The sequence below is a fragment of the Aquitalea sp. LB_tupeE genome, from assembly GCF_013391415.1.
Classification (GTDB): Bacteria; Pseudomonadota; Gammaproteobacteria; order Burkholderiales; family Chromobacteriaceae; genus Aquitalea.
This window is the reverse complement of the sequence record NZ_JACAXB010000017.1, coordinates 69,697-86,507: the sequence shown is the minus strand read 5'-3', so window position 1 is coordinate 86,507 and position 16,811 is coordinate 69,697. Positions and strand designations below refer to the sequence as shown.

The following is a 16,811-nucleotide window of genomic DNA, read 5'->3' as shown; positions in this document are numbered from 1 at the left end:
AATCCATCAATTCAATTTTTCTTTATTTATCAGTTATTTATATTAAAAATTACGCCGTAATCAGATTTTGCCGCAGCCACTGGTAACAAAAATGGCCGCTGCGAAGCAAGCGGCCAAATGATGCAAAACGGATGAAATTTTACTATGTAGTGCCATTACTACACTGGCAGGTCAATCCGGGCACGGACACGCGCCCAGTCAAAGAAGGGGCCCGGATCTGTCTTGCGCCCCGGGGCAATGTCCTCATGCCCGGTCATTGCCCGTAGCGGCAGGTGCAGCCGCAGCTCCTCGATCAGCGCCAGCAACATCTGGTACTGGGCATCGGCAAAGGGTTCGAAATCGCAGCCTTCCATCTCCACACCGATGGAAAAATCATTACAACGCTCGCGGCCCTGCCAACTGGAAACTCCGGCATGCCAGGCCCGCGACTGCACCGGTACAAACTGCACCAGTTGGCCGTTACGTCGGATAAAGAAATGGGCGGACACCCGCAACTGACTGATGCTAGCAAAAAACGGGTCTTCGTCCGGATTCAGGCTGTTGGTGAACAACTGCTCCACGGCCTGACTGCCGTAGCGGTAAGGCGGCAGGCTGATGTTATGAATGACCAGCAGCTCCGGCTGGCCCTGCTCGCGGGCATCACAATTGGGCGAGGGAATCTGTCTGGCTTCACGCACCCAACCGCTGGGCTCCAGATGCAGCACGGGTTGCAGGCGACCGGCACAGTACAACATGCGCCATAGCACCAGGCCGTCCGGCACCGTCCAGCGCTGTTGCAAGACAAAACCAGCCTTGTGGTACAGGGCAATAGCCGCCTGATTGACCTCCGCCGTATCCACGCTGACCTCATCGGCATCGGCCAGCAGATGATTGAGCAGACGATAGCCCCAGCCACTGGCAAAGCAGGCGGGGTCCACCACCGTACGCTCGATATGCCAGCCACCTTGCTGACGCCTGCTTGCCACCAGCACTCCGCGCAAGGTTTCGCCCTCGAATGCACCGATCACCCGGTCGGTGCAGGCCATGACCTGGGCAACATTCCGCCACAGTACGGGTAGTGCCGGATAATCCAGCCATTGCGCCTCCACCTGATGCGCCTGCAGCTGAATACGCAATATCTCCTCGGCCAAGACCGGGTCACTCAGCTGTATATCTTTGACGATAAAGGGAATGTCCATTTCCACCTTTCGAATTACCGATGGCGACCAGGCCTGCACGAATGTTTCCGTCGGCAGCCTGGCAGGCGCACAATAGCGCATTGTGCCAGCCTGGACGCCGGTAGCCCATTCTGTGTGAAGCATTTGAGCAGAATCATGGTTTTTTGCATTGCAGCACGGCACACTCGAACCATTCTCCCAGCTTGAGGCCACCCACCATGCTTACCCTGAATGATATTGGCAACACCAGCAGCGCCAGTTTCGAGCAACCGCTGGACATGCTACTGGCTTGTCATGACAAGATCCGTCGCTTTTGCGATCAACTGGACCAACTACCCGGCTATATCACCGAACATGGCGTCAATGATGCGGTGAAGAACACCATAGACGGGGTAATCCGCTACTTTGACGTCGCCGGCCCGGCCCACCACATCGACGAGGAGGAGGAACTGTTTCCCATCCTGCTGGAGCGCGTCCCCACTGCCGCTCCGCGCATCGAGCAACTGGAAGCCGAACACGGCTATCTGCACTCGTGCTGGAATGCCATCCGTGACGATTTGCGCGCCCTGCGCAATGGCGAGCTGGACAGCATCAGCGAAAACGCGGTGGCCGAATTCGTACGGCAATATCGGGAGCATGCCGCCTCTGAAGAGGCCTGGCTGATTCCCACTGCCGCCGCCACACTGAACGCAGATGAACTGCGCAACGCTGGTTTGCGCATGGCCCAGCGCCGCCAGCAAGCCTGCTGAACACTAGCCGGGCCGTAAAACCAAAAAGGATGCCGCCAGGCATCCTTTCAAAACCCCTTCTCGCTTTCTGGTAGGAAAGCGAGGCTCTCTTGCGGGGCAAGGGCGGGGGGATTGGGAATAAATGGGAAGGCTGCGGAGTCGATCTGTTATCCGGAAGGCCCGGCTTTGCCGGGGCCAGTAGAACCCTGACAAATCACGCTGCCAGCAGCCTAAAAGGATGCCGCAAGGCATCCTTTTTTTACTTTCTGAGCAGCATCCTCAGGCGGTCAGCTTCAACAAGGCAGCAAAAGCATCTTCAAACAGCTTGAGCCCGTCCTGTTGCAGCTTGTCACCCACGGCTACCAGGTCAATATCAGCCTCAGCCACATCCAGCAAGGTGATCTGGGCCTGCTGTGCATCCTGCGGCAGGGTCAGCGCAGCAACGCCGTGGTCGCGGAAAGCGGCCAGGGTAGCATCCGGCACGGTGTTGACCGTTTCGTCGCCAATCAGGCTTTCCACATACAACACGTCGGAGTAAGCGGCGTTCTTGGTACCTGTCGATGCCCACAGCAGGAATTGCGGCCAGGCACCTGCGGCCTTCAGTGCGGCAAACTCACTGCCATGGAAGCGCTGCTGGTAACGCGCATAAGCCACCTTGGACAGCGCAATGGCCGCCTTGCCTTGCAAGGCCGGGGGCAGTTGCGGGTCCAGCAGGCTATCGACGCGGGACAGGAAGAAGCTGGCCACGGCCTTGATACCGGTCACCGGCTTGCCAGCAGCATGGCGTGCGCTCAGGCCGTCGATATAAGCGTCCCAGACGGCTTCCACTTGCGGCAGGCTGAACAGCAGGGTGATGTTGACGTTGATGCCTTCGGCAGTCAGCGTCTGGAAAGCGCGAATGCCTGCGGCAGTGGCCGGAATCTTGATCATGGCATTGGGGCGGTCGATGGCAGCCCACAAGCGGCGTGCAGCGTCCAGCGTGCCCGCTTCGTCATGCGACAGGGCCGGTGACACTTCCAGGCTGACATAGCCGTCGTTGCCGGCGCTGCTGCGGTATTGCTCCTGCAGCAAGTCGCAAGCGGCCTGAATGTCCGGCACCACCAGTGCTTCGTAGCGTTGCTCTGCGCTCAGGCTGCTATCCGCTTTCAGCCGGGTCAGGTCAGCCTGATAGCTGGCATCGGTACTGATGGCCTTGTAGAAAATGGCCGGATTGGAAGTCACACCGGCAATGCCGTCTTCTTGCAGCAGACGGACCAGTTCTCCCGAAGCCAACAGCTCGCGGGACAGATTGTCCAGCCAGATACGCTGGCCGAACGGACGGATGGATTGCAGACGATTCATGATGTGGTCCGGAGTCGGGGGTTGGCGCATAAAGAAGAACATCCTAGCGCGACTGCGCAGGCAGGCCAAGCCCATATTGCGGCGATAAGCGGTCAATGTGCAGAGAAATCACAAACTAAAACGTCATCAACAAATGGTTTCAGCATGTAAACGAAAGCCTGGTGCGCCGGATGAACCAGATAAGCATCGCGGGCGGCAGCATCGACAAACTGCACCAGCCAGCCATGGGTAAAGCCGTGTTGCAAACCTTCCGGGCTGACATCCGGGCCACCGCTGAGTGTCAGGATGCCGGGAATCTGCCGGGCCAGAGCGGCAAACTGCTGGCTGATACTGGCAATATCTTCCGCCGAGGCTGCCGGCACAAAGCGCATCAACACGACATGGTGCAGCATGGTCACTCCCGGATTCCATTCAGCCGCTGATTATGCGGCCTCCACCGCGTGCTGACCATGCGTGCAAGTACGCAGCCTGTCAGGCTCAGGCCTGGTGTTCCGACTGGGATTCTGGCTCGGCCGAACGCTCGCGCTGGAAAATCACACTGAAAGTACTGCCCTTGTCCGGCTCGCTGCGGATATCCAGCCGGGCATTGTGTCTTGCCACCACATGCTTGACGATGGCCAGCCCCAGGCCGGTACCGCCATTGCCGCGTGAGCGGCCACGGTCTACCCGGTAAAAGCGTTCGGTCAGCCGCGGGATATGCTCACGCGGGATGCCGATACCACTGTCCTTGACCGAAAAACACAGCCGCTCGCCTTCCGCCTTCCACGACAGCACGATATCGCCGCCTTCCGGGGTGTAACGCACGGCATTGGATACCAGGTTGCCAAAGGCGGAATGCAGCTCCTGGGCACTGCCCCACAACCATTGTTTGCAGTTTTTTTCCAGCCGGACATGATGGCGGCCCTGCGACAAGCCTTCGGCTTCCACCATCAGGGTGTCCAGCATGTCCTGCATGTTCACTTTTTCCGCCATCACCGCCTTGGGGCTGTTCTCCAGCCGGGACAGGGTCAACAGGTCTTCTACCAGGCTCTGCATGCGCCGTGACTGTTCCATCATCATGGGCAGGAAGTGGCTGAGCGTGGCCTGGTCCACCTCTTCCATGTCGGACAGGGTTTCCAGAAAACCACCGACGACGGTCAACGGAGTGCGCAATTCGTGCGATACATTGGCGACAAAATCGCGATGCACCGTTTGTACCCGCTCCAGCGAGGTGATGTCGCGGCTGAGCAGCAATTTGCGGGTGGAATCAAACGGTACCAGTTGCACCGAAATCACCAGTTCACGCGGCTGGGTCAGCTGCAAGATCAAAGGCTGGCTGAAGCTGGCGTTTTTCATGTAGGCATGAAAACTGGGCTGGCGGATGAGGTTGAGAATCTGGTTGCCCACATCGTGTTTGCGATCCAGATTCAGGTGCTCCATCGCCATCGGGTTGATCCACTCGATGCGATCATGCTCGTCCAGCACCACCACGCCATCCGGCATGGCTTCACCGGCATTGATGAAGCGCTCCAGCACATTGGTGAGCTTGCGTTTGCTTTGCATCTGGCTGCGCATGGTGCGATACAGCGTCATGAATACGGTATGCCAGGCACCAAAACCATCTGGCACCCGCTCGGCAGTGGGTTGCTCCAGCCAGCGCAGCAGCAAGGCAATGTGGTACAGGTGAAAACCCAGCCAGGCCAGCAGGGCGACACCGGCAGCGATCAGGCCTTCGATCGGACCGGAAAATGCCCAGAAGGCAAGGCCGATGAAGAGGATGACAATCAGCCAGACCAGGGTACGCTGCAAGAATTCGCGCAAGTCAGCCTCACTGCTGAGTGGAGAAACGGTAGCCCGTGCCGCGCACGGTCTGGATCAGGCCATCGTGACCCGTGCTTTCCAGCGAGCTGCGCAAGCGGCGGATGTGTACGTCTACCGTGCGTTCTTCGACAAATACATGATCACCCCACACCTGATCCAGCAGTTGCGAACGGGAATGCACGCGTTCCGGGTGGGTCATGAAAAAGTGCAGCAGACGGAATTCGGTCGGCCCCAGGTCGATGGTGTCGCCATTACCGCTGACACGATGGGTGATCGGGTCCAGGCGCAAGCCTTGTACTTCAACCGCATCATCGGTCATCTGCGGGGCACGACGGCGCAGCACGGCCTTGATGCGGGCCAGCAATTCACGCGGGGAAAACGGCTTGGTGATGTAGTCGTCAGCACCAGACTCCAGCCCGGTAATCTTGTCCTGCTCATCCGAGCGGGCAGTCAGCATGATGATGGGGATATGCTTGGTACGCTCATCCGAGCGCAGGCGCTTGGCAATATCCACCCCGGACGCGCCTGGCAGCATCCAGTCCAAGAGCACCAGATCCGGCAGTGCATTACGCACCAGGGTCAACGCAGCCTCGGCCGTGCTGGCGCGCAACACGTGATGCCCAGCCTGGTTGAGGTTAAACGCAATCAGTTCCTGAATTGCAGGCTCGTCTTCGACAAGCAGAATATTGGCAGCCATGTATCGGTCCAGTCCCGGTTTGATGATGGCAAGGATAAAAAGCAGCGATTACAGAAATATGACATTTCTTAAATAGTTGCCAAAACTTCTGCAAATCTTGTCATCCAGCGCGCCACCACCCTATCTTGCCACGTAGACCATGCCATACCGACAAAAAAAACGGGCCTGCCGCATGGCAGACCCGGAATGGCCTTCGTCAAAAATTTGTTTGTCTGACTTGAGACCAGGGACAAAGAGATCACCAGGACAGTTTCAAACAGGTACAGGGACATGTACCCATCAGCAACGAATCCAGACAAGAACCATCACGGCGGGACAGTGCCGCAACAGCTCCGATAAGGCAGGCATTGTACGGAGCAAGAAGCCATTTCTTAATGTGGAAATATTGGAAATTTCCTTATTTAACCTTGTAAAATGGCTTTTTTGCAGCAAAAAACCTTGGAATCCAAACTTGGATAAATTCGACAAAAAAATACTGAGCAGCCTGCACGAAAATGCCCGCATCAGCTTTGCCGAACTGGCCCGACGGGTGAATCTGTCCTCCCCCGCCATTGCCGACCGGGTGGACAAGCTGGAACGGCAGGGGGTGATTACCGGCTACCGGGCGCAGATTGACCCGGCCAAGGTCGGTTTACCCATTCTGTGCATGATTGAGCTGACGGTGAAGCACCTGGAATATTACGTGGTGATTGATCGCATCCGCAGCATGCCGCAGGTCGTGGAGTGTGCATCCATCACCGGCACCAGCGGCCTGATGATGAAAGTGGCAGTCGATACCATGCCCAGCCTGCAAACCCTGATTGCCCAGCTGATGCAGTTTGGCGATACCAAAACCTCCATCATCATCGACATGCCAGTACCGCCACGCATGCCCCAATTGCTGGCAGACGACTGAGCAAGGCTGGTACCGGACGCAACCATAATGCTGTGACGGCAAGCCTGTCATCAGGATGACGGAGATGACTCTCGCGGGTGCAGATGCCCGGCCATGGGCAAAAAAATGGCCGAAGAATCACTGATTCTTCGGCCAAGCTCTTGGGAGAGACCATATAGAAGCACATCTACGAACGAAACACCCAGGCTGCCACCTTCTGACCAATGACAACCGGGTTTACTGCACCGACTTCTCCCCGGCAGTTCTGACGCTGCCCGGGAGAACGGATTGGTTGAATCGCTTTTGCCAGATTACTTGGCGGCAGCCCAGGCCAGCGAGGTGTCCAGCATACGGTTGGCAAAGCCCCACTCGTTGTCGTACCAGGACAGCACCTTGACTTCACGACCGGCAATCACGCGGGTCAGCGTGGAGTCAAACACGCTGGAAGCCGGGTGGTGCAGGAAGTCACGCGATACCAGCGGCAGGGTGTTGACGGCCAGAACGCCGGCCAGCTTGCCCTTGGCAGCGGTGGTGATCAGCTCATTCACTTCGGCCACGGTGGTATCACGGCTGGCGGTAAAGGTAAGGTCAACCAGCGAGACATTGCTGACCGGCACACGCACGGCAAAGCCGTCCAGCTTGCCTTGCAGCTTGGGCAGAACCAGACCCACGGCAGCGGCAGCACCGGTCTTGGTGGGAATCATGGAGACAGCTGCGGAGCGGGCACGACGCAGGTCGGAGTGATCGGTATCCAGCAATACCTGGTCGTTGGTATAGGCATGGATGGTGGTCATCAGGCCACGTTCGATACCGATGGTATCGATCAGCGGTTCAACCAGCGGAGCCAGGCAGTTGGTGGTGCAAGAGGCATTGGACACCACGGTCATGGCGCTGGTCAGCACGTCATCGTTGACACCGAATACCACGGTGGCATCGGCGTCGTTGGCCGGAGCGGAAATCAGTACGCGCTTGGCACCGGCTTCCAGGTGCAGCGCCGCTTTTTCACGTTTGGTGAAGATGCCGGTACATTCCAGTACCACATCCACGCCCAGTTCTTTCCACGGCAGTTCTGCCGGGTTGCGGATGGAGAGCAGCTTGATCGGCTTGCCGTTCACCACCAGGGCATCGCCTTCCAGCGCGATGCTGCCACCAAACGGGCCATGCACGCTGTCAAAACGGGTGAGGTGTTCGTGCAGTTCCGGCTTGCCCAGGTCATTGATGGCCACGATTTCGATATCGCGGTCAGCAAAACGCTCCTGCCAGGCGCGGACCACCATGCGGCCAATACGACCGTAACCATTAATGGCAACTTTCAACGTCATGATGCATCCTCCTAATTTGATAATGGTGCAGGGTCATCTCGTGCCCTGCGCCATTCAATTTCTGCTCCTTTTGCGTTGTAAGCAAGTGACTACAAAAGTAGTGTGCAGGCTACCAACAAAGCGGTGAAATCCTTGCCAGTCAAGGCTCACCGCCATGTAGTGCGATGCAGGTTTTACACCTGAAGGAAACTGGCAAAGTGAGCAGGGTCTTCCGCCAGCAACACATGCAGCAAGCTGGAGGAGAAGGTGGTAACGCCACGCGCACCCAGAGCTTGCAACGCGGCAATATCCACCAGCGCGCTGTCCGCCACCTCGATGCGCAGGCGGCCACCGGCCACCGCTTGTACACGCTTCACATTAGCCTGCCCGCCCAGTGCTTGCAGCCAGTCTTCGCGCTGCATGCGGGGGCCTCCTGCCTGATGCGCCACTGAGGCATGGCTGGCCACCACCACCGGGGCTGCCAGCTGGCTGTCAGCCTGTTGCAGGGCGGTGCGGATTTCATCAGAGATCAGGTCCGCCTCCGGTCCCAGCACCACTTGCACGCTGCCGGCAGCCGGTCTGATCAGCCCGCGTGACCCCAGTGTCTTGAGCGCGGCTTCATCCACCTTGTCATTGTCAGCCACCTGCAAGCGCAGGCGGGTGGTGCAGGCATCCACCGACTTCAGATTGGCCGCCCCACCCAAGGCACGAATAAACGCATGCCCACGGGAAGACCCCTCCACTGCCACCACGGCCACCTGTGGCGCGGCTTCGCGGCCCATGGTTTGCAAATCGAACTTGCGGATGAAAAAGCTGAACAGGCCGTAATAGATGACGAAATACAGCAGGCCCACCGGCAGCAACAGCAGCGGTTTCTGGGCAATACCGAAATTGAGCAGGTAATCGAACAGACCCGCGGAGAAGCCAAAACCCAGATGCACCCCCAGTGCATACATCAAGGCCATGGCTATGCCGGTGAGTACCGCATGGATGGCATACAGCATGGGGGCCAGGAACATGAAGGCAAACTCGACCGGCTCGGTCACCCCGGTCAGGAAGGCAGTCAGTGCCATGGAAAACAACACCCCGCCCACGGCGGCCTTGTTCTCCGGCTTGGCCGCCCGATACATCGCCAGGCAAGCAGCGGGCAGGCCGAACATCATCACCGGGAAAAAGCCGCTCATGAACATGCCGGCGGTTTTGTCTCCGGCAAAGAAGCGGGTCAGGTCACCATGCACCAGTTTGCCCGCGGCATCGGTGTAGTCACCCACCTGGAACCACACCATGGTATTCAGAATATGATGCAAACCGGTGACGATGAGCAGACGGTTGAGCACACCATAAATAAACAGCCCGATTTCACCGACGCCGATCAGCCATTTGCCGACAGCATCAATGCCGTTTTGCACCGGTGGCCAGGCCAGACCCAGCACCACCCCCAGCAGCAGCATGGCAAAACCGGTGGCAATCGGCACAAAGCGCCGTCCGCCAAAGAAGGCCAGATAAGTGGGGAGCTTGATGTCCTTGTAACGGTTGTACAGCACCCCGGCAATCAGGCCGGACAATATCCCGGCCAGCACACCCATATTGATGGCAAACGGTTTGCCCTCTGCATCCAGATGCACCAGCGGATTGAACACCGCATAGGCCAGCAGGGTGTCCGGCATCACCTTCAGCACCGCGCTGAGCACCATATAGCCAATGGCACCAGCCAGGCCCGCCGCGCCATTGTTGTCACGCGCAAAGCCCACCGCCACGCCAATGGCGAATATCAGCGCCAGATTGCCGAAGATGGCATCCCCGGCCTGCGCCATCACCTTGATGTTGAGCAGGTCCGGCTGCCCCAGCCGCAGCAGCAAACCTGCCACCGGCAATACCGCAATCGGCAGCATCAGGGCCCTGCCCAGCTGCTGAATGCCCGCAAATCTGTTTTGTGTACTCACCTCAACGCCTCCTTTGGATGTGGAATGGTCAGTTGCCATTCCGTCTTGTCTGGGCAGCAGTCGCCAGCAAGGCCTGCCGCGCAGGATAGGGTTTTTCGTGACCATGCCTGCCCGGCTGCATGCATAGGGGGCAGCGGACAAACAGGAACACGGGTCTGGCCGCGCTTGGCGGCCAATGGAAAACTGCAGACATGGGCGGCGACACCGCAGATACGGCACCAGCTCGGGAAAGACGGGGCAACATCGGGCAGCTCCTGTCAGGTCAGGAGTGGCCGAAATCGCGGCGGGACTCCTGCAGCTCAGCCCATGCAGGGGCCACCGGGCCGCCTGACGGCCCGGTTGGCACCTTGCACGGCAACAAGCCGTAATGGTTCAGCAATGGGCCACCGGGTAGTGGCCGGGTTCGGTACCGGTCTCAATGCGTTCTGGTAACCTTGGACAAATGCCGTGGAGTATCGGGATTCATCCCACGTGCTTCGGATAGCTGCGCCGCCATCAGATAGAAGCTCTGGATGGCCAGCAGCGGGTCCAGCGCCTCGTCGTCCGCCACACTCAGCGTCAGGTCGCGGCTGGCTACCGTGTCCGGGGCCGCCAGCAACACCCGCGCACCGCGGCCGCGCATTTCCGCAGCCAGGTCGATCAGACCTTGTTGTTCCGGCCCACGCGGCGCAAATACCAGTAGCGGATAGCCTTCGTCGATCAAGGCCATCGGGCCATGCTTGATTTCTGCACCGGAGAAAGCCTCGGCCTGGATCGCACAGGTTTCCTTGAACTTGAGCGCAGCTTCCAGCGCCACGGCAAAACCCAGACCACGGCCCACCACCATGATGCGTTCGGCCTGGCCAAGCACCGGAATGGCTGCACTCCAGTCCTGCCGGCAGGCTTGTTGCAGCTGGGCAGGCAGTTGGTCCAGCGCCTGCAGCAACGCGGCATCGCCCTGCCAGTGCGCCACCAGTCGGGCTACGGCGGAGAGCGAAGCGATATAGCTCTTGGTGGCGGCCACGCTTTTTTCTTCACCGGCACACAGCGGCAACGACCACTCACACGCTGCCGCCAACGGCGATTCATGCTTGTTGACCAAGGCCACGGTGCGCGCACCGGCAGCGGCAAGACGGCTCGTGGTGTCGATCAGGTCCGGGCTTTGCCCGGATTGGGACAGCGCCACAGCCAGCTGGCCCTTTACCGCCAGCGGGGCGTGATGCAGGGTGACCAGCGACATCGGCAAGGACACCACCGGCACGCCCAGGCGCTGCATGGCCAGATAGGCAAAATAGCTGGCGGCATGGTCCGAACTACCGCGTGCCACGGTCAGCGCCAGTGTGGGCGGTGTGGAAGCCAGCTCGCGGCCCAGCACGGCCAGGCCTTCATCCGCATACATGTGTTGCGCCGCCACGGCATCCGCAGCAGACAGTGCTTCTTCATACATCAGAGACGACAAGGTGTTCCCCTTCCAGATAGACATCCAGCAAATTCAGCTCGGCATCCAGCACCAGCACATCGGCCCATGCCCCGGTTTGCAAACGGCCACGGTCGGCATGCCCCAGGTAATCAGCCGGATACAGTGACAAGCGGTGCGAAGCTTCGGCCAGTGGCAGGCCGATGGACACCAGATTGCGCAAGGCCTGATCCATGGTCAGCGTGCTGCCGGCCAGGGTGCCGTCGGCCAGCCGCACCCCGCCCATGCATTTGTGCACGGTATGTGAGCCCAGCTTGTATTCCCCATCCGGCATGCCGGCTGCGGCAGTAGAGTCGGTCACGCAGTACAGGCGCGGGATGGCACGCAAGGCGGTGCGGATGGCACCGGGATGCACATGCAGCAAATCGGGAATCAGCTCGGCATACTCGGCATGAGCCAGCGCCGCCCCCACCATGCCCGGCTCGCGGTGATGCAGGCCGGTCATGGCATTGAACAAATGGGTGAACCCGGCGGCACCTTGCTGCAAAGCCTGTACCCCGTCTTCGTAACTGCCCAGGGTGTGGCCGATTTGCACCCGGATACCGGCATCACTCAAGGCACGGATGATGTCCATGTGGCCGGGAATTTCCGGTGCCAGTGTCAGCAAGGCAATCGGGGCCAGCCGACCCAGCGTCTCGATTTGCGAGAGCACGGCCTGGCAGGCATCGTCCGGCTGTGCACCCAGCTTGCCGGGATTGATGTACGGACCTTCCAGATGCACACCCAGCAAACGGGCACTGCCGCTGGCGCGCTGGCGGCAGGAGGGACCCAGTGCGGCCAGCACGCTTTCTATCTCGTCCATGGGGGCGGTCATGGTGGTGGCCAGCATGCTAGTGGTGCCGTGGCGGGCATGCAGCCGCGCCACCGATTCGGCCGCCAGGCCGCCCTCCATGATGTCCACCCCGCCACCGCCATGTACATGCAGGTCGATGAAGCCGGGCAGGATGTAGCGTGCCGCCGTGCGACTACCCGGCAAGCTGCCGTCCAGGGCGGCAATGCGGCCACCCGGCCCGGTTTCCAGCCTGCCATCCCGCCAACCGTCGGCAGTCAGGATGCGGCCCTGCAGTACATGTGCTTTCGTCATCGTCTCAGTTCAGCTACAAAATCGTAATAATCGTTACGGCAATAGGTATCAGTCAGTTCTATCGCCTGGTTATCGGCACTGAAGCCGATGCGGGTGATCAGCAACATGGCTTCTCCTTGCCGGATACCGGCCAGCGCAGCAATCTCGGCCGAGGCATTCACCGCACGGATATGCTGCAAGGCACGCACCACCGCATGACCGGCACTATCCAGGTAGGCATACAGCGAGTTACCCACTTTATGTGGCTCTGGCAAAACGGCTACTGGCAATGTGGTCATCTCAATCGCCATCACCACGCCATCCGCCAGGCGCTGACGCTTGAGCCTTGCCACCTGCGAGGTGGGGGACAAGCCCAGCTTGATCACCTCGTCATTGCTGGGCGGATGAATGCCGCGCTCCAGCCATACCGAGGAAGGTTCGAAGCCGCGCTGGCGCAATTGCTCGGTAAACCCCACCAGCCGTGACAAGGGCTGTTCCAGTCTTGGCGTGATGAAGGTGCCGGAACCATGCCGACGCCGGATCAGCCCCTGTTCCAGCAATACGTCCATCGCCTTGCGTGCCGTCACCCGCGAAATGCCCAGCTCTTCGGAGAAGGTGCGTTCGGAAGGCAGGGCTTCATCGGCCTGCCACCAGCCGGCATTGATGGCTTCGGCCAGTTTGCGGGCAAGCTGCAAATACAGCGGTGTGGTGGACTCGCCTTCCGGTTTGAGTGCACTCCATCGGTTTTCCATAAGCGGTCTGCAACTGGTCTGGTTGGTAACACGGCGAATATCGCATTCCTTGCCCTGCAAGACCACACCCGTCATGGCTGTAAAATTAATACCACTTAAATACCACGTCAATACCAATTGAGTGATGACTGCGCCAAAAGACGGGATGTGGCTGTGCTTCAACGCGGAAAATGCAGCATGCCGGGCATTCCATCCGGCGAAGGGGCAGGAGAATGGGGAAAGGAAAATCCAGTAAAAGTGGTATTAAAGTGGATGTTTTTCGAAACTAAAACGTGAGTAGCTTCGTAAATACGGCAGGGATAATCAGGCAGACAAGTAGCCGCAGACCGACACACTGCGGTGGTACTGCACGGCTACAGGCCTGTTGCAGCAACGTCGCCATAAAACCACAGTGGGTAACGGCACAATGCAACAGGGGCCGCGCAGGGCCCCTGTATGGATAACAACAAAGTAGCAGGTACGGTTTTATTTGCGCCAGCTGATCAGTACCACGCCGGAGAGAATGATGACCATGGCCAGCACTTCCTGTTGACCGACATGCTCGCCCAATAACAACATGCCCAGCAGGACGGCGATGATGGGATTGACATAGGCATAGCTGGTTGCGGCAGCGGGCGATACGGTTTTCAGCAAATGCAGGTAAGCACTGTAGGCCACCATGGAACCGAACACCGACAGGTAGAAAATGGCCGCCCAACCCTGCCATGAGGGTGTCGCCGACAGGTGCTCACCGGTAGCGGCACTGCCCAGCAACAAGGCAAGTCCACCGAAAATCATCATCCAGGCACTGCCCATCGGCCCCTTGGGCTGAACAATCACCCGGCTCCAGGCCGAGCCCAGCGCCCAACCGGCGGAGGCGAACAGCAGCCAGAACGCCCCCATGGGGCTGGCACGCAAATTCGACCCCAAGTTCAGCACCAGCATGCCCAGCATGCCCAGCGCGATACCTGCCCACTCGCGACCACGTGCACGCAGGCCAAAACAAAAGCGACCAAACAATACGGTGAACAATGGCACGGTGGCCACCACCAGCGCCGCCACTCCGGATGACACCTGTTTTTCCGCCAGCGTGACAAAACCATTGCCGATGGCGGGCATCAACACACCCAGGATGGCTGCGCCACGCAGTTCCTGCCGGCTGGGCAAACGATGGCCGCGCAGCAGCAGGAAGGCCAGCATCACGCTACCAGCAAACAGAAAACGCAGACCGGCCATCATGAAAGGCGGCCAGGATTCAATACCGATGCGTATGAAAAAATAGGTCGAGCCCCAGATGACATACAGGGCAAAGAAGGCTGACAGGGTCAGCAAGGACAGCGCGGCGGGACGGGCAGACATGGCGGTCTCGGGGTGGGTGGTCGTCCACCATGCCTTCGGCCCACAAAAAACTCAAGCACCGACAGGGAAAGCTCTGTTCTTGAGCCAGAACAATCCCTGCGTCTTGCCAACACTAGCGGGTAGCCAGACGTTGCAGGATGTTGGAAAACTCTTCCATATAGGTATCGAAACGGGTGGCCAGACGGTCCACATCGGTAGCAAAACGGTTATACGCCACCACGGCAGGAATGGCGGCAAACAGGCCGATGGCAGTAGCCACCAACGCTTCGGCAATACCCGGTGCCACCGTGGACAAGGTAGCCTGACCCACATTACCCAGCCCGATGAAGGCATGCATGATGCCCCACACCGTGCCGAACAGGCCGATATAGGGACTGACCGAACCGACCGTGGCCAGGAAAGAAGTATGGCTGTCCAGTGCATCCAGCTCGCGCTGGGCAGCAGCACGCATGGCGCGACGCGAACCATCCATGATGTCCGACAGCTCGGCACCGCTGCGGCCACGCAGCTTGAGGAATTCGGCAAAACCGGACTGGAAGATGCGTTCCATGCCCACGCTGTCGTTGCGGCGATTGGCGTCTTCATACAGGCGGTTCAGGTCGGCCCCGCTCCAGAAATTGCGTTCGAACTCGTCGCTGTGGCGACGCGCAGCACGTAATACGGCAATCTTGTTGAAAATCAGCGCCCATGACAGCACCGACACCAAGGCCAGGCCTGCCATGACCAGCTGCACCACCAGGCTGGCATTCATCACCAGGCTGAATATGGAAATCTGCTGCACGTTGTTTCCTTATCTGAATTAAAACGGCCTAGCGCAATACGCGGCCGCTGGTGAAATCAATGATGGTGGATGGTTTCCTGCGTTTGCCTATCCGCCCCGGCAGGGTCAGTACCGCGCTGCCAAATGCCATGCGACAAGCCCGTGCAGTCTTTAACGCACGTTGTCCGGCACGGTTGGCAGAAGTCGATACCAGCGCGCTGCCCAACGCGCGGCACAGGGCAGCTGCTTCGCCATGAGCGGTAATGCGCACGGCGATCTTGTCATGCCGGCCACGCAGGGCCGGTGCCACCTTGCGCGAGGCCGGCAGTAAAAAGGTATAGGGACCGGGCCAGTAACGGCCAAGTTCCGCCCATTGTGCAGCGGAAAGCGGCTTGACCAGATGACGGATCTGGCTGACATCGGCGGCAATGACTATCAGGCCCTTGTGGTTCGGCCTTGCCTTGATGGCCAGCACCCGCCGGATTGCCCTGACATCCTCCGGCAGGCAACCCAGCCCGAAACAGGATTCGGTGGAATAGGCAATCACCCCGCCCGCGCGCAAACGCGCGCGCGCCTGCATCAGCAAGCCTGCCTTGGGCAGACGGTACGGCGAGGACAAGCTGGAAGACGACATGCAGATCAGCAAGGAGTTGAAGCGAAGCTGCCATTGTAGCGGCAGCGCCGCTCCAGATGAAACCGCGATCTACAGTCTGCTTACTCTTTCTGGTTAATATATTTGGCGTAGAGGTGTGCCAGCGTGCCATCACGCTGCATGCTGCGCAGTTGATCATTCAATTGCTGGATGAGCGAATCCGGCATGCCGGGATTGCACGCCAGATACAGCATGGGGGTGTTGAATGTCAGGATGGGATGAAGCCGGGTGACTTTTTCTCTGGCCAGCAAGGCTGCACCAGGATATTTCCCGGTCGCCCAGAAGTCGATGCGCCCTGCCAGCAATTTCTTGATATTGAGCTGGTCGGTGCTGGCCAGATCCACATCGAAGCCGCGATCAATCAGGAACTGCGCCGTCGCGTCCCCGCTATAGCCGCCTATCTTGAAACGTCTGGCTTCCTCCAGTGACTTGATGGCATGACGACTGTCATCTTTGCCAAAGAGTACCCAGGGGTTGTCCACCAAGGGTCCGACCCATTTGAACTGATGCTCGCGTGCATCGGTACGTGCAGTGGAATAAAGGCAGGTATTGTTTTCCAGTATGGTCAGATTGAGCGCCCTAATCCACGGCAGCATCTCCATGGCATAGCTGACACCCGCCCGGCGAAATACCTCTTGTAAAACATCCGTGGACATACCGCTGATACGCCCGCCACTGCCCATCATGTTGAAGGGCGGGTAATCCTCGGTGAGGATACGTAGCGGCTGGGCCGCCTGGGCAGCAAGGCTGGCTGTCACAAGTACACTGGCAAGGAGTAAACGAATAGACATGGCAGCGACTCCCGGATGTCAGCGACATTTGCAGTCTAGTCAAGCCTGTAGGGGCCTGCCATATAGGTCAGTTTTTTTGCTGCCTTGCGGATGATGGTGGCAAGGAGCGCCAGGCACAACAGCGTGAGATCTGCACCGGGCTACGAAATTGGCGCAGC

Annotated in this window: 16 protein-coding genes and 1 pseudogene; 2 read left to right on the top strand and 15 right to left on the bottom strand. The window is 59.1% G+C overall.

The features are described from left to right. Positions 1-158: 158 nt before the first annotated feature. Both ampD and HWX34_RS21560 read right to left on the bottom strand, forming a co-directional pair. The gene (gene ampD, locus HWX34_RS21270) at positions 159-734 is read right to left on the bottom strand and encodes a 1,6-anhydro-N-acetylmuramyl-L-alanine amidase AmpD (protein ID WP_255496649.1); all 576 of its coding nucleotides are present in this window, start codon (positions 732-734) and stop codon (positions 159-161) included. A gap of 9 nt (positions 735-743) precedes the next feature. Continuing rightward, positions 744-1,178, bottom strand: a pseudogene (locus HWX34_RS21560) (GNAT family N-acetyltransferase); the annotation flags it as partial. 197 nt (positions 1,179-1,375) lie between these two features. On the opposite strand from HWX34_RS21560, the gene HWX34_RS08555 reads away from it, so the two are divergent. Next, positions 1,376-1,906, top strand: a complete 531-nt coding sequence (locus HWX34_RS08555; protein WP_178971851.1) for a hemerythrin domain-containing protein — start codon at positions 1,376-1,378, stop codon at positions 1,904-1,906. A 258-nt stretch (positions 1,907-2,164) separates the two neighbouring features. On the opposite strand, the gene tal is transcribed toward HWX34_RS08555, so the two are convergent. From tal to phoB, 4 genes are all read right to left on the bottom strand, one after another. Next, positions 2,165-3,226 carry a transaldolase gene (gene tal / locus HWX34_RS08550; protein WP_178971850.1) on the bottom strand — a complete coding sequence of 354 codons (1,062 nt, stop codon included), beginning with the start codon at positions 3,224-3,226 and terminating at the stop codon, positions 2,165-2,167. Between the two features lie 92 nt (positions 3,227-3,318). Continuing rightward, positions 3,319-3,618, bottom strand: a complete 300-nt coding sequence (locus HWX34_RS08545; RefSeq protein WP_178971849.1) for a Dabb family protein — start codon at positions 3,616-3,618, stop codon at positions 3,319-3,321. 85 nt (positions 3,619-3,703) lie between these two features. Next, positions 3,704-5,026 carry a phosphate regulon sensor histidine kinase PhoR gene (gene phoR, locus HWX34_RS08540; protein ID WP_178971848.1) on the bottom strand — a complete coding sequence of 441 codons (1,323 nt, stop codon included), beginning with the start codon at positions 5,024-5,026 and terminating at the stop codon, positions 3,704-3,706. Between the two features lie 7 nt (positions 5,027-5,033). Further along, positions 5,034-5,723 carry a phosphate regulon transcriptional regulator PhoB gene (phoB, locus tag HWX34_RS08535; RefSeq protein WP_178971847.1) on the bottom strand — a complete coding sequence of 230 codons (690 nt, stop codon included), beginning with the start codon at positions 5,721-5,723 and terminating at the stop codon, positions 5,034-5,036. A 451-nt stretch (positions 5,724-6,174) separates the two neighbouring features. Between phoB and HWX34_RS08530 the strand changes: the two genes are divergently transcribed. After that, positions 6,175-6,618: an Lrp/AsnC family transcriptional regulator gene (locus HWX34_RS08530; RefSeq protein ID WP_178971846.1), complete on the top strand. Its 444-nt coding sequence runs from the start codon at positions 6,175-6,177 to the stop codon at positions 6,616-6,618. 290 nt (positions 6,619-6,908) lie between these two features. On the opposite strand, the gene gap is transcribed toward HWX34_RS08530, so the two are convergent. The 9 genes from gap to HWX34_RS08485 all read right to left on the bottom strand — a co-directional run bounded on the left by gap (position 6,909) and on the right by HWX34_RS08485 (position 16,653). Further along, positions 6,909-7,919 carry a type I glyceraldehyde-3-phosphate dehydrogenase gene (gene gap, locus HWX34_RS08525; protein WP_178971845.1) on the bottom strand — a complete coding sequence of 337 codons (1,011 nt, stop codon included), beginning with the start codon at positions 7,917-7,919 and terminating at the stop codon, positions 6,909-6,911. A 173-nt stretch (positions 7,920-8,092) separates the two neighbouring features. Next, positions 8,093-9,841 carry an N-acetylglucosamine-specific PTS transporter subunit IIBC gene (gene nagE / locus HWX34_RS08520; protein ID WP_370459697.1) on the bottom strand — a complete coding sequence of 583 codons (1,749 nt, stop codon included), beginning with the start codon at positions 9,839-9,841 and terminating at the stop codon, positions 8,093-8,095. 415 nt (positions 9,842-10,256) lie between these two features. Next, positions 10,257-11,279 carry an SIS domain-containing protein gene (locus HWX34_RS08515; protein WP_255496635.1) on the bottom strand — a complete coding sequence of 341 codons (1,023 nt, stop codon included), beginning with the start codon at positions 11,277-11,279 and terminating at the stop codon, positions 10,257-10,259. Further along, positions 11,260-12,381, bottom strand: a complete 1,122-nt coding sequence (nagA, locus tag HWX34_RS08510; RefSeq protein WP_178971843.1) for an N-acetylglucosamine-6-phosphate deacetylase — start codon at positions 12,379-12,381, stop codon at positions 11,260-11,262. The genes HWX34_RS08515 and nagA overlap by 20 nt, the downstream gene beginning before the upstream one ends. Further along, positions 12,378-13,112: a GntR family transcriptional regulator gene (locus tag HWX34_RS08505; RefSeq protein WP_178971842.1), complete on the bottom strand. Its 735-nt coding sequence runs from the start codon at positions 13,110-13,112 to the stop codon at positions 12,378-12,380. The genes nagA and HWX34_RS08505 overlap by 4 nt, the downstream gene beginning before the upstream one ends. 465 nt (positions 13,113-13,577) lie before the next feature. Continuing rightward, positions 13,578-14,450: a drug/metabolite exporter YedA gene (gene yedA / locus HWX34_RS08500; RefSeq protein WP_178971841.1), complete on the bottom strand. Its 873-nt coding sequence runs from the start codon at positions 14,448-14,450 to the stop codon at positions 13,578-13,580. Positions 14,451-14,562: 112 nt separating this feature from the next. After that, a complete protein-coding gene (gene tolQ, locus HWX34_RS08495; RefSeq protein WP_370459711.1) occupies positions 14,563-15,222 on the bottom strand; it encodes a protein TolQ in 660 nt (219 codons plus the stop codon). A 37-nt stretch (positions 15,223-15,259) separates the two neighbouring features. Beyond that, complete coding sequence (locus tag HWX34_RS08490) at positions 15,260-15,844, bottom strand: L-threonylcarbamoyladenylate synthase (RefSeq protein WP_218645116.1); 585 nt, start codon at positions 15,842-15,844, stop codon at positions 15,260-15,262. A gap of 80 nt (positions 15,845-15,924) precedes the next feature. After that, positions 15,925-16,653, bottom strand: a complete 729-nt coding sequence (locus tag HWX34_RS08485; protein WP_178971839.1) for an ABC transporter substrate-binding protein — start codon at positions 16,651-16,653, stop codon at positions 15,925-15,927. Positions 16,654-16,811 lie beyond the last annotated feature (158 nt).